15 protein-coding genes and 1 pseudogene are annotated in these 12766 nt (G+C 68.4%); 12 read left to right on the top strand and 4 right to left on the bottom strand.

Annotated features, from left to right (window positions below; genetic code table 11):
- Positions 1–156: 156 nt before the first annotated feature.
- Positions 157–621 (top strand): antitoxin Xre/MbcA/ParS toxin-binding domain-containing protein, encoded by a 465-nt coding sequence (locus SOM39_RS08000; RefSeq protein WP_176472588.1) that lies wholly within the window; start codon positions 157–159, stop codon positions 619–621.
- Positions 618–1100, top strand: a complete 483-nt coding sequence (locus SOM39_RS07995; protein WP_306987571.1) for an RES family NAD+ phosphorylase — start codon at positions 618–620, stop codon at positions 1098–1100. Before SOM39_RS08000 ends, SOM39_RS07995 begins: the two co-directional genes overlap by 4 nt.
- A gap of 20 nt (positions 1101–1120) precedes the next feature.
- Here SOM39_RS07995 and rsgA read toward each other — a convergent pair whose 3' ends face one another.
- Complete coding sequence (rsgA, locus tag SOM39_RS07990; protein WP_320458004.1) at positions 1121–2212, bottom strand: ribosome small subunit-dependent GTPase A; 1092 nt, start codon at positions 2210–2212, stop codon at positions 1121–1123.
- A gap of 125 nt (positions 2213–2337) precedes the next feature.
- Here rsgA and SOM39_RS07985 point away from each other — a divergent pair, with 125 nt between their 5' ends.
- Genes SOM39_RS07985 through SOM39_RS07970 form a run of 4 tightly spaced genes read left to right on the top strand, consistent with a single transcriptional unit; the run spans position 2338 to position 5291 of the window.
- Positions 2338–3612: a pyridoxal phosphate-dependent aminotransferase gene (locus SOM39_RS07985; protein WP_068853968.1), complete on the top strand. Its 1275-nt coding sequence runs from the start codon at positions 2338–2340 to the stop codon at positions 3610–3612.
- Position 3613: 1 nt separating this feature from the next.
- A complete protein-coding gene (locus SOM39_RS07980; RefSeq protein WP_320458003.1) occupies positions 3614–4237 on the top strand; it encodes an SGNH/GDSL hydrolase family protein in 624 nt (207 codons plus the stop codon).
- Positions 4238–4293: 56 nt separating this feature from the next.
- Positions 4294–4935 carry a methyltransferase domain-containing protein gene (locus SOM39_RS07975; protein WP_320458002.1) on the top strand — a complete coding sequence of 214 codons (642 nt, stop codon included), beginning with the start codon at positions 4294–4296 and terminating at the stop codon, positions 4933–4935.
- Positions 4932–5291 (top strand): hypothetical protein, encoded by a 360-nt coding sequence (locus SOM39_RS07970; protein WP_210131029.1) that lies wholly within the window; start codon positions 4932–4934, stop codon positions 5289–5291. The genes SOM39_RS07975 and SOM39_RS07970 overlap by 4 nt, the downstream gene beginning before the upstream one ends.
- Here the strand turns inward: SOM39_RS07970 and SOM39_RS07965 are convergent.
- Positions 5194–6045 (bottom strand): polysaccharide deacetylase family protein, encoded by an 852-nt coding sequence (locus tag SOM39_RS07965; RefSeq protein ID WP_320458001.1) that lies wholly within the window; start codon positions 6043–6045, stop codon positions 5194–5196. The two genes, SOM39_RS07970 and SOM39_RS07965, sit on opposite strands and share 98 nt — an antisense overlap.
- Before the next feature lie 57 nt (positions 6046–6102).
- Here SOM39_RS07965 and grxD point away from each other — a divergent pair, with 57 nt between their 5' ends.
- A complete protein-coding gene (gene grxD, locus SOM39_RS07960; RefSeq protein WP_184125556.1) occupies positions 6103–7029 on the top strand; it encodes a Grx4 family monothiol glutaredoxin in 927 nt (308 codons plus the stop codon).
- 62 nt (positions 7030–7091) lie between these two features.
- Here grxD and SOM39_RS07955 read toward each other — a convergent pair whose 3' ends face one another.
- Positions 7092–7631, bottom strand: a complete 540-nt coding sequence (locus SOM39_RS07955) for a DUF924 family protein (RefSeq protein WP_095362913.1) — start codon at positions 7629–7631, stop codon at positions 7092–7094.
- 53 nt (positions 7632–7684) lie between these two features.
- A pseudogene (locus SOM39_RS07950) lies at positions 7685–7771 on the bottom strand (AMP nucleosidase); the annotation flags it as partial.
- A 102-nt stretch (positions 7772–7873) separates the two neighbouring features.
- Here SOM39_RS07950 and SOM39_RS07945 point away from each other — a divergent pair.
- The 5 genes from SOM39_RS07945 (at position 7874) to SOM39_RS07925 (ending at position 12692) form a co-directional block, all read left to right on the top strand.
- A complete protein-coding gene (locus SOM39_RS07945; RefSeq protein WP_320458000.1) occupies positions 7874–9283 on the top strand; it encodes an amidohydrolase in 1410 nt (469 codons plus the stop codon).
- Entirely contained in the window at positions 9280–10551 is a 1272-nt protein-coding gene (locus tag SOM39_RS07940; RefSeq protein WP_320457999.1) for an amidohydrolase family protein, read from the top strand. The genes SOM39_RS07945 and SOM39_RS07940 overlap by 4 nt, the downstream gene beginning before the upstream one ends.
- Before the next feature lie 61 nt (positions 10552–10612).
- Entirely contained in the window at positions 10613–11248 is a 636-nt protein-coding gene (locus tag SOM39_RS07935; protein WP_068853976.1) for a 2-hydroxychromene-2-carboxylate isomerase, read from the top strand.
- 83 nt (positions 11249–11331) lie between these two features.
- Entirely contained in the window at positions 11332–12276 is a 945-nt protein-coding gene (locus tag SOM39_RS07930; protein ID WP_093533575.1) for a DegV family protein, read from the top strand.
- A gap of 80 nt (positions 12277–12356) precedes the next feature.
- Entirely contained in the window at positions 12357–12692 is a 336-nt protein-coding gene (locus SOM39_RS07925; RefSeq protein WP_093533574.1) for a hypothetical protein, read from the top strand.
- Positions 12693–12766: the final 74 nt, after the last annotated feature.

The following is a 12766-nucleotide window of genomic DNA, read 5'->3' as shown; positions in this document are numbered from 1 at the left end:
AGCACTCTTGGCCTATAGTTGGACTATTGGTAGCCAGAGGAGATGACGATGTCCGCCGCCAGCAAGCGTGCCCCCGCGTCGGCCAAGGTTGAGTCGTACGCCATCGGACCCCTGAAAGAACCCCGTTCCGCGCAGGTTGTGCGCGATGCGACAACCGTGAAATTCAAACTGCCGGTGAAGCTGGATTCGTTCCGGGCCCTGCTGCGCACCGCACCACTGGCCGAGCGCGTGCAGATCGAACGCGAAGGCGTGCCCTACCAGGTGGTGAAGGGCCTGATCGATGAGATATTCGACAGCAGTACCGAATTCCAGACCTTCGTGCGCATTCCCAAAGCCACCTTTACCAAGAAGATGCGGGACAAGTCCCTGTTCGCCGGCACCACCGGGCAGTCTGTCGTGGGGTTGATGGAATTGATCAACCGCGTGGAAGACATGCTCGCGGCCGAACGCGACAACGAACAGGCGCGTGGCTTCGACGTCGAAAAATGGGTGGGCGAGTGGATCCAGCGGCCGCAACCTGCGCTGGGTGGCCTGGCGCCGGCCGACGTGATGGATACGCCCACCGGCCGTGCGTCGGTGATGCGGGTGCTGGGGGCCATCCAGAGCGGCGCCTATCAATGAAGCTGGCCCGCATTGGCTCGACAGGGCCTGCGTGGGCGCCCGACGACATCAGCGGCACCGGCGCCGCCTTTTCGCCGGGCCGCTGGAACCGGCCTGGCGAGAAGGTGGTGTATGCGGCCCCCAGTCTCGCCATGGCGGTCCTGGAGACCGCCGCGCACATCGATGACAACGGCCTGCCGCTGAACAAGTACGTCATCGAGATCGACGTACCGGATGATGTCTGGGCGGCGCGACGTGTTACTTCCGCTGCCACGCTGCCGGTAGGTTGGGACGCCATTCCACACGGCATGATCTCGGTGAACACGGGATCTGCGTGGTACAGCGAGGGCGCTCACGCGATCATCGAACTACCGTCGGTGATTGCTCCGGAAGAGACCATTGTTCTCATCAATGCCCAGCATCCCGATGCCCAGCGCATGACCGCGCGGGCCACGCGCCGACTTCAGTACAACCTGCTGTTCCGGAGCAGAGGCCGGTAATCGAGGCGCGGAGATGCGCCTCAGCGCTTTTTGCCCGGCGGGCGCCACTGCGCCCCCTTGCTCACATGCTTGCGCTCCAGTGCCTGCTGGGCCTGGCGCACCGCCAGCTTGGCGGCCGCGGCCGCCACTTCGTCCTTCAGCTTGAAGTAGTTGAGCAGCCGCTCTTCATCCAGCTCACCGGAGTCGATCGCCGCGCGCACCGCACACCCCGGCTCACGCTGGTGGGCGCAGTCGCGGAAGCGGCACTGTGCGGCCAGCGCTTCCACGTCGGCGAACCCTACTTCGCCCAGCGCCTCTTCGCCGGTGGGCTTGAGCTCACGCATGCCGGGGGTGTCGATCAGGCAGGCGCCCGACGGCATCGGAATCAGCGCGCGGTGGGTGGTGGTGTGGCGACCCTTGGAATCGTTGCCCCGCACTTCGGCGGTCTTCATCAGCTCGTAGCCGAGCAGCGTGTTGGTCAGGGTCGATTTGCCGGCACCGGAGGAACCGACCAGCACCACGGTCTGACCGGCGCCGAGCCACGGCAGCAGTGCGCTGGCGCTGGCCGGGTCGCGGCCGTTGATGGCCAGCAGCGGGATGTCCTGCGCGGCCAGTTCTTCCAGCACGGCCAGTGCATCTTCGCTGTATTCGGTCTGGTCGGCCTTGGTCAGCACCACCACCGGCTGCGCGCCGCCACCACCCACCAGCATCAGGTAGCGCTCGATCCGGCGCGGATTAAAGTCCGCATCCAGCCCGCAGACGATGAACACGGTATCGATGTTGGCCGCGATCACCTGCTGGTGGTAGTGCTCGCCGGCCGCGCCACGCTTGATCGCGGTGCGCCGGGGCAGCAGGGCCACGATCAGGATGCCGTCCAGCAGCACCCAGTCCCCCACGGCCGCGCGTTCGTGGCTGGGGAAACGCGGCCGCTGCCATTCGGCGGGCGATTCGGTCTTGATCGCCGCGCCCGGGGCGTCGGCCACCACATAGCCGGTACGGTGCTGTTCCACCACCCGGCCCGGTCGCGCCTGGGGGTGCTGCTCGAACAGGGCCTGCCAGGCAGGCAGTTCGGGGGCGCCTGCCCAGGGCCAGCCCATGGTCTGCAGGGCGCGGTAGTCGATCGGTTCGCTCATGCGCCCATTCTAGAGGCATCGGCGGCAACTGCCCGCCAATACTGGGAATTTGCCCCGGAGCCCTTGCCCTGCAACGCAGCATTTCCGCTAGTATGCGATTTCCATGCCCGAACCACGGCCCAGTCATGTCCACGCCCCCGCTGAAGCCGCTTGCCACCCGCGAGCGCCTGTCCGAAGTCCGCTACGAGATCCGGGGCGAACTGGCGCGGCGAGCGCGTGAGCTGGAGGCGCAGGGCCGCAAGCTGATCAAGCTGAACATCGGTAACCCCGGCAACTTCGGATTCCGCGCGCCGGAACACCTGCAGCGTGCCATTGCCGACGACATGGGCCGCACCGATCCGTACACCCACCAGCAGGGCCTGCCCGAAGCGCGCGAGGCGATTGCCGCCGCATACGCCCGCCGTGGCGCACCCGATGCGCACCCGGACCGGGTGTTCATCGGCAATGGGGTGAGCGAGCTGATCGACCTGTCGCTGCGCGCCCTGCTCAACCCGGGCGACGAAGTGCTGGTGCCCTCGCCCGACTACCCGCTGTGGTCGGCGGCGACCATCCTCAACGACGGCCGCCCGGTGTACTACCGCTGCGCGCCAGAGAACGGCTTCCAGCCGGACCCGGTGGAAATCGAGACGCTGGTGTCCTCGCGCACCCGCGCGATCGTGCTGATCAATCCGAACAACCCCAGCGGCGCCAGTTATTCGCGCGAGCTGCTGGAGCGCATCGTGGCCATCGCCGCGAAGCACAACCTGCTGCTGATGGTCGATGAGATCTACGACCAGATCCTGTATGACGACGCGCGGTTCCAGCCGGTGGCCCCGCTGGCCGGCGAGCACCCCTGCATCACCTTCAGCGGCCTGAGCAAGGTGCACCGCGCCTGCGGCTGGCGCGTGGGCTGGGCGATGCTGTCCGGTGCGGCCGAACGGCTGGGCGAGTTCCGCGCTGCGATGGACCTGCTCAGCGCGCTGCGCCTGTGCGCCAACGTGCCGGGCCAGTACGCCATCGATGCGGCGGTGAACGGGCCGGACACGGTGTCGGCGCTGTGCGCCCCCGGTGGCCGCCTGTATGAAACCCGCCGTGCGGTGATCGAGGCGTGCAACGCCAGCGAGCATCTGTCGCTGGTGGCCCCGGCCGGCGCGCTGTACGCGTTCCCGGCGGTGGTGGGCGCGGCCGCGCGCAGCTTCGACGACCACGATTTCGCGCTGGAACTGATGAACGAGGAAGGCGTGCTGGTGGTGCCGGGTTCGAGCTTCAACGTGCCCTACCGCCACCATTTCCGGGTGACGCTGCTGCCGGAAGCCGAGGTGATGCGCGATGTGTTCGCACGCATCGACCGGGCGCTGGCCCGCCGCGCCGAGGCCAATACCAAGGTGGTGCCACTCAAGCCGCGCAGCGCGGTGGCCTGAGGTGGCGCTGTCCTACCTGGCCCTGGGCGATTCCTACACCATCGGTGAAGGCGTGGCCCCGGCCGGACGCTGGCCGGTACAGCTGGCGACGGCCTTGCAGGAAGCCGGCCACGTGGTGGCCGAGCCGCAGATCATCGCCACCACCGGCTGGACCACCGACGAGCTGGATTCCGGCATCGATGCGGCTGCCCCGACCGGGCCATTCGGGCTGGTGAGCCTGCTGATCGGGGTCAACGACCAGTACCGCGGCCGCAGCGTGCAGGAGTACCGCCCGCGCTTCACCGCCCTGCTGCAGCGCGCGCTCGGCTTTGCCGGGCAGCAGCGCCGGCGGGTGTTCGTGCTGTCCATTCCGGACTGGGGCGTGACCCCGTATGCGCGCGACAACAACCGCGATCCGGCGCAGATCGCACGCGAGCTGGATGCCTACAATGCCGCGGCGCAGGCGATCTGTGCCGAGCACGCGGTGGCGTTCGTGGACATCACCGCGATCAGCCGCGAACGCGGTGCGCAACCTGACATGCTGGTCGACGATGGCCTGCACCCGTCGGCGGCGATGTATACCGAGTGGACGCGCCGGGCCTTCCCGGTCGTTCGCGCCCTCCTGGATGATGAGGCAGCACGCTGAGCACGGACGCGTTACCACTGGCCAGGGAGCAGGCCCACCGCATCGCCGATGCCTTCATGCCGGCGCAGCGCTTCGGCAACCGCCGCGATTACTACTACAGCCGGGGCAAGCTCGGCAGCGACCCGCTGTACCCGGGTGTGCTCGGCGCGCTCGCGCCCTGTTCGCAGCCGCTGCTGGACATCGGCTGCGGGCTGGGCCTGCTGGCCCATGTGCTGCGACAGAACCAGCGCACGCAGCCCTACCATGGCGTGGATATCGACGCGGACAAGATTGCCCGTGCACAGCGCGCCGGCGCGCGCGCGGCACTGCACGATGCGCGCTTCGACTGCGTGGATGCCAGCGCTTCCCTGCCCGACCACCACGGCAGCGTGGCGCTGCTGGACGTGCTGCAGTACCTGCCGGCCGACGCACAGCCGGTGCTGCTGCGTGAAGCGGCGGCACGGGTCGCCCCCGGCGGGCGGCTGGTGATCCGCACCACGCTGGCCGACAACAGCGGACGCGACCGCACGACGCGGATCACCGACATGCTGGCGCATCTGGTCGGCTGGATGGGCACGCGGCCCCGGCACTATCCCGACGCGGCCAGTGTGCGCGCACCTTTGGAGGCCGCCGGGCTGCAGTTGGAGATGACGCCGCTGTACGGCAATACGCCGTTCAACAACTGGCTGGTCACCGCCGAACGCGGGCAGCCGGCATGAACACGCCGCGCCCCCGCCATTCCGCGCTGGGCATCGCCGCGCTGGTGGTGAGCCTGGTGGCGCTGGTGCTGTTCGCGGTGACCGCGCATGTGGCCCACCTGCCCCGCTATGCGGGCATGCACGAGGTGCCGGTGGCGGTGCTGGTGATGCTGTTCGTGGCGCTGGGCGTCACGGTGGTGGGCCTGCTGCTGGGCATCGGCAGCGCGCTGCAGCACCAGCGCCGCCGGGTCACCGGCGTGCTGGCGCTGGGGCTGTCGATCACCTTGTTGTGGGCGCAGGCGTCGCTGGGGAGCTGGATCCACCAGCAATGGGTGGATGCGCACCCGACAGCGGACGCAGAGGCAACGCCGCACTGAGGCCGCGGGCCTGGATGGCCTGCAACACCGCTTCGATGATCGCGAGGTTATGGCCGTGGGCGGCACCTTCGTGGAGCAGCACGATCGCGCCCGGACGCAGCTGGGCGACGATGCGGTCGACCACGGCCTGCGGCTGGCAGTCCACGCCGTCGAAACCGCGCGCGCTCCAGCCCACCCGGGTCAGGCCCCAGCGCTTCAACGCGGGTGCCACGAACGGGTTGGTCATGCCCACCACCGAGCGGTACCAGCGCGGCGGGGTGCCGGCAATCCCGGTCAGTGTCTGCTGGCACTGCGCGATCTCGTCGGCCATGGCGGCCGGGCCGAGCCGCCAGAAACGGGTCTGCGGATGGCGGTGGCTGTGGTTGCCCAGGTCGTGGCCCCGGGCCAGCACCTGGCGCACCCGTTCCGGCCAGGCGGCGGCGCGCTCGCCGACCATGAAGAAGGTAGCCTTGGCCTGATAGCGGTCCAGCAGGTCCAGCACCGCCGGGGTCTCTTCCGAGGGGCCGTCGTCGATGGTCAGCCAGACGTGTTCAGCCGGGGCCGGCAGGTGGCTCAGCACCGGGGCGTAGAAGCGGCTGTTGGGCAGGAACACCGGCACCAGGAACAGGGCGTGCGAGGCCACCATCAACGGCAGCCCGATGGCCCAGCCCCAGGCCCACCAGGCCAGCACCACCGCCAGCTGGGACAGCAGCAGCCAGGGCAGCCAGCGCCACGGGCGGCGGGGAATGCGATGCAACGTTTCCGGTACGGTCATGCCCCATGATGCCATGCCGCGTAGAATGTACGGTTCGAAACTCCGGACCCGACCACCATGTCCCTTGATCCCGCCCTGCGCTCGCGCATCGAATCCATTCTTACCGCCAACCGCGTCGTGCTGTTCATGAAGGGCCAGCCGACCATGCCGCAGTGCGGGTTCTCGGCCAAGGCCGTGGGCGCGCTGCAGGACCTGGGCGTGGAGTTTGCCCACGTCAACGTGCTGGCCGACCCGGAAATCCGCGAAGGCATCAAGGCCTACGGCGACTGGCCGACCATCCCGCAGCTGTACATCGACAGCGAACTGGTCGGCGGCAGCGACATCATCCTGCAGATGGCCAGCAGCGGTGAGCTGAGCAGCGTGCTGGGCCTGGCCGCGCCGGACCGTACCCCGCCGCGCATCACCGTGACCCCGGCCGCAGTGGAAATGCTGCGCGGTGCGCTGGCTGATGCACCGGGTGCCTCGCTGCAGCTGAGCATCGATGCCAGCTTCCAGCCGAACTTCCAGCTGGCCCCGCACGACGACAACGCCATTGCCGCCGAATCCAACGGCCTGCGCGTGCAGTTCGACCTGGCCAGCGCGCGCCGCGCCGAGGGCATCACCATCGACTGGGTGGACGACATCCGTGGCAAGGGCCTGGCCATCGACAACCCGAACGCACCGAAGGCCGTGCAGGAACTGGCCGTTCGTGACGCCGACGACCAGCGCCGCGCCGGTACGCTGACCGTAGTGGATGTGCGCCCGGCCGATGAGCGTGCGATTGCGTCGATTGGCGGCGACTTCAAGACGTTCGACGGCAACAACCGTGCCGAGCTGGAAGCCCTGCCCAAGGACACCCCGCTGGCGTTCCTGTGCCACCACGGTGGCCGCAGCGCGCAGGCGGCGGAACAGTTCCGTGCACTGGGCTTCAGCAAGGTCTACAACATCACCGGCGGCATCGATGCCTGGTCGGATGCGGTGGACAACAGCGTGCCGAAGTACTGATCGCGGATTGAATCGCGATGAAAAAAACGCCGGCATTGCCGGCGTTTTTTTTGTTCAAACGGCTAGCCCGCAAAACCACCCTCGGCAAGATAATCCAGCTCCTCAGGCGTAGGCATCCGCCCCAGCACCGCATTGCGGTGCGGGAAGCGCCCGAAGCGGCGGATGATGTCGCGGTGCAGTTCGGCATACTGCAGGTATTCCTTGTCGCCCAGCACGTCGAACATGGCGACCGAACGTTCCTGGTCCTGCGGGTCTTCGGAATGCTCGAACGGCAGGTAGATGAAGGCGCGCAGCTTGGGCACCAGCTGCAGGTCCAGGCCTTCTTCCACTGCGCGCATGGCGTAGTGGCGGGCCAGGCCGTCGGTGGCGTAGGAATGGGCGGTGTCGCGGAAGCAGTTGCGCGGAAACTGGTCGAGCAGGATCATCAGCGCCAGCGCGCCATCGGCCGTTTCCAGCCAATGCTCGCGCGCACGGCGTGCGGCAGCGAAGTGTTCGTCGAGGAATGCCTCGCGGAAACGCGCATCGAACGCGTCATCGCGCGCGAACCACTGCTGCGGTCCCGCGTTGCGCCAGAATTCCACTACTTGTGCCGCCACGTCCATTCACTACCCCTGCGGGCGGCGCGCCATCCCGGCGCCCACCCATGCCATTACCATCATTCGTCAACGCGCAGGTGGCGGACCGACTTGCCGTTGCGCCGTATAAGCTTAAGCGCCTCGATACCGATCTGGATATGGTTTTCTTGGCAAGAGGGCGGCGGACCGGGCATGCACTTGGCCACTTGGCAACGCGCCGGCCAGCGGCTAGCGTCGCGGGGGATCTTTCACGCCGCATCGGGGATGACATGCGTACACGATTGACCGCCGGGCTGGGCCTGGCGCTGTTCACCTTGGCTGCGCCTTCGGCGCCGGCAGCATCGCGCTTCACCCAGGACCCCTACCCCAGCACCTATGCGCCGATCGCCTCGGCGCCGGTGCTGATCCGCAACGCCACCGTGCTTACCGGCACCGGCGCGCGCCTGGAGCAGACCGACCTGCTGCTGCGCGATGGCCGCATCGCCGCGCTGGGCAACGCGCTGGAGGCACCGGCCAACGCGGTGCAGGTCGACGGCACCGGCAAGTGGGTCACCCCCGGCATCATCGACGTGCATTCGCACCTGGGCGTGTATCCCAGCCCCGGGGTCGGCGCGCATGCGGATGGCAATGAAATGACTGCACCGGTGACCGCCAACGTGTGGGCCGAGCATTCGGTATGGCCGCAGGACCCGGGCTTTGCCGCCGCGCTGGCCGGCGGGGTGACCTCGATGCAGGTGCTGCCCGGCTCGGCCAACCTGGTCGGCGGGCGCGGGGTGACCTTGAAGAACGTCCCGGCCACCACCTACCAGGCCATGAAGTTCCCCGGTGCGCCGTGGGGCCTGAAGATGGCCTGCGGCGAAAACCCCAAGCGGGTGTATGGCGGCGGCAAAGGCATCGCGCCGGGTACGCGCATGGGCAACGTGGCCGGCTACCGCGCTGCCTTCATCGACGCCAGCGAATACCTGGCCAAGAACGCCCCGAAGAAGGTCAAGAAGAAGCGCTGGTTCGGCGGCAGCGACAAGGGCGACAGCGCCGGCGATACCGGTGGCAAGCGCGACCTGAAGCTGGACACGCTGGCCGGCGCCATCGACGGCGACATCCGCGTGCACATCCACTGCTACCGCGCCGATGAAATGGCCACCATGCTGGACCTGTCCAAGGAGTTCGGCTTCAAGATCGCCGCGTTCCACCACGGCGTGGAGGCCTACAAGCTGGCCGACCGGCTGGCCGCCGAAGGCGTCTGCGGTGCGCTCTGGGCCGACTGGTGGGGCTTCAAGATGGAAGCCTTCGACGGCATCCAGGAAAACATCGCGCTGGTGGACCGCCCGGCCAACAGTTGCGCGATCGTGCATTCGGATTCGCCCGAAGGCATCCAGCGGCTCAACCAGGAGGCGGCCAAGGTGATCGCCAACGCGCGCCGCGCCGGCATGCAGATCGCGCCCGAGCGCGCCATCGGCTGGCTGACCTTCAACGCCGCCCGCTCGCTGGGCGTGGAGAAGCAGACCGGCAGCCTGGAGGTGGGCAAGATGGGCGATGTGGTGGTGTGGAACGGCAGCCCCTTCAGTTCCTACGCGCTGGCCGAGAAGGTCTACATCGACGGCCACCAGGTCTACGACCGCCAGGACGTGCGCCGGCAGCCACTGTCGGACTTCATGCTCGGCCAGGAGGCACGCCCATGACCGCCACCCGCGTACTGCAGCGCAGCCTGCTGGTGCTGGCATTGCTTGGCGCCGCGCCGGCGAGCTGGGCGCAGGATCTGCTGATCCGCAATGCCACGGTGCACACCGCCAGCGCGCGCGGCAGCCTGGAGCACGGCGATGTGCTGGTCCAGGGCGGCGTGATCCGCGCCGTGGGCACCGGATTGGTCGCGCCGGCCGGTGCCACCGTGGTGGAGGCCAACGGTCGCCCGCTCACCCCGGCGTTGTTTGGCGGTATCACCGACATCGGCATCGACGAAGTGTCCGGTGAGTCCACCACGGTGGACAGCGGCCTCAAGCTGGAAGACCAGCCGCTGCGCCCCGAATTCGACGTGACGCTGGCCTACAACCCGGCCTCGGTACTGATCCCGGTGGCACGGCTGGACGGCATCGGCTTCACCGCGCTGGGGGCCAACACCAGTGGCAGCTTCATCGCCGGCCAGGGCGGGGTGATGCGGCTGGACGGCAGCGCCGATCCGATCGGCCCGCGCGCGCTGTTCATCCGGCTCGGCGCGTCCGGTGCCGAACTCACCGGCAGCTCGCGGGCGGCGCAGTGGATGCTGTTGGAGCAGATGGTGAGCGAAGCGCGCAACCGGGTGCCGGTCGATTCGCCGCATGCCCTGCTCACCCCCGCCGGCCGCGCCACGCTGGCCCGCTACTTGGCCGGCCAGGGGCGGCTGGTGGTGGAGGTGGACCGCGCGGCGGACATCCGCCAGCTGCTGCGCTGGGCGGCGCGCGAGAAGGTGAGCATCGCCATTGCCGGCGGTGCCGAGGCGTGGCGGGTGGCGCCGCTGCTGGCCCAGGCGAAGGTGCCGGTGTTCGTCGATGCGCTGGGCAACCTGCCCACCAGTTTCGACCAGCTCGGTGCGACCCTGGAAAATGCCGCGCGGCTGCACGCCGCCGGGGTGCAGCTCAGCTTCGCCCAGCGCGACGATGCCTCGCACAACGCGCGCAAGATGCGGCAGTTGGCCGGTAATGCCGTGGCCAACGGCCTGCCCTGGCAGGACGGCCTGGCCGGGCTGACCCGGGTGCCGGCGCAGGTGCTGGGCGTGGGTGACACGCTGGGCAGCATCGAGCCGGGCAAGCTGGCCGACCTGGTGCTGTGGGAAGGCGACCCGCTGGACGTGGGCCACTACGCCGAGCAGGTCTGGCTGGGGGGCCGCGCCATGCCGATGCGCTCGCGCCAGACCGAACTGCGCGACCGCTACGCCGCCCCGGCCACCCGCGAACCCAGGGCGTATTCGCGATAAGGTCCCCTCACCCACCCTTAGAGCCAGGCCCTGCCTGGCTGCACCGCCGCCAAGGACCGTCATGACCCTGCGCTGGTACTTCGATTTCGTCTCACCGTTCGCCTACCTGCACTGGCAGCAGCTGAAAACGCTGCCGCAGTTCGAGCGCATCACCCCGGTGCCGATCGCGCTGGGCGCGGTGCTGCACCACCTGGGCAACCTGGGCCCGGCCGAAATCCCGGCCAAGCGCCGCTTCACCTACCGCCAGGTGCTGTGGCAGGCGCAGCAGCAGGGCGTGCCGCTGCGCTTCCCGCCCGGCCACCCGTTCAACCCGCTGGCGGCCCTGCGCCTGTGCCTGGCGGCGGACGCCACGCCGGCGTCGGTGGACATCCTGTTCAACTGGATCTGGCGCGACGGCCGCGCGGCCGATACGCCACAGGCCCTGGCCCTGCCGGCGGCAATGCTGGACGTGGGCGACGTCGTGGCCGCCGTCTCGGCGCCGTCGGTCAAGGAACAGCTGCGCCAGAACACCGAGGCGGCCATCGCCGCCGGTGTGTTCGGGGTCCCCACCCTGTCCATCGATGGCGAGCTGTTCTGGGGCAACGAAAGCCACGCGTTGATGGCGGCGGTGCTGGCCGACCCCGGTCTGCTGCAGCAGCCGGAATGGCAGCGGATCGACACGTTGCCGGTGGCGGTGGAGCGCAGCCGGCCAAGCTGACCGGCGTGGTCAGGCAGCCGGACGCGATTTGAGATAGCTTTCACACTTTCGAACGGACACCCTGCCTGGAGGGGGCAAACAGGATGCGCATCGGAATCGTGGTCGACTCTGCCTGTGATCTACCGCAGGACTTCATCCAGCAGCACAACATCGTGCTGCTGCCCATCACCGTCCGGATTGGCGAGGCCGTGCTGGCCGACCACCGCGACGAACAGGCCACCCTGAGTTTCCTGCACGCCCACGTGGCCGAGCATGGCGCCGAGGCCGAAACCATTCCCTTCAGCGTGGTGCAGATCCGTGATCTGTTCCTGGGCAAGCTGGTGATCGATTACGACCATGTGTTCTGCATGACGATCACCAAGACCCGCAGCCCGATCCACGACAACGCGATGCAGGCCAGCTTCGCCATCCTCAACGACTACAAGCCGGTGCGCCAGGCAGCGGGCCACAACTCGCCGTTCGCGCTGCGCGTGCTGGACACCCAGAACCTGTTCGCCGCGCAGGGCGTGACCGCAGTGGAAGCGGTGCGCCTGCGCGACAGCGGCGCCGGCGTGCAGCAGATCCGCGAGCGGCTGGAGCAGCTGGCCTTGAACGTGCACGGGTACATGGTCACCCGCGACCTGTATTACATGCGCGCCCGCGCCCGCCACAAGGGCGACCGCAGCGTGGGCCTGATCAGCGCGGCGCTGGGCAGCGCACTGGACATCAAGCCGGTGCTGCACGGCTACCGCGGCACCACCGGCCCGGTGGCCAAGATCAAGGGCTTCGACAACGCGGTGCAGAAGCTGTTCGACTTCGTCGCCCAGCGGGTCAAGGGCGGCCTGATGACGCCCACGGTATGTGTGAGCTACGGCGGCGAGCTGGCCGACCTGCAGGCGCTGCCGGGCTATGCCAGCCTGCGCGAAACCTGCAAAGCGCACGGGGTGGACGTGTACGAATCAGTGATGAGCCTCACCGGCATGGTCAACGTGGGCAAGGGCGCGGTCACGATTGGTTTTGCCGACGAACCGCATACGTTCAGCGCCTGAGCCAGCAGACCGGCGGCCGGTTTCTGCACACCGATTCCACCGCGCATCTGCCAGCCTTGGCGCATTCAACGGAGACCACCATGTCGCAGTATTTCATCAGCCTGCCGGACCCTTCCAAGGCACACGGCAACGATGCCGATCTTTCTTTCCGTTCGCAGAGCGCCGGCGGCTTCGCCGAGGAGCTGCAGGCCGCGCTGCGCACCACGGGCCTGTTCGACCGCTGGCGCGCCAAGCAGCCGGATCCCGATGCCGTCGAGCCGCAGTGGGGTGCAACCGACCCGAATGCGACCGTGACGGGTGAGCAGAAGGACCTGCGCATCAACCTGGTGGTCAGCACCACCATCAACAGCGATGTGCTGAAGGAGCGGCTGCGCCTGCTCGCCGGCCACCACTGGGAACTGCGCGACGTCCGGTAAAAACCGACCCGACCGGCGACGCCACCACATCGCGTTGCCGGTCAGCTGCCCGTCAGGCATTTCACAGGGCCTGT

It is taken from the genome of Stenotrophomonas sp. CFBP8994, from assembly GCF_034044835.1.
In the GTDB taxonomy this organism is placed as follows: domain Bacteria; phylum Pseudomonadota; class Gammaproteobacteria; order Xanthomonadales; family Xanthomonadaceae; genus Stenotrophomonas; species Stenotrophomonas rhizophila_A.
Note: the sequence above shows the minus strand (reverse complement) of the source record. Positions and strands in the feature narration are given on the sequence as shown.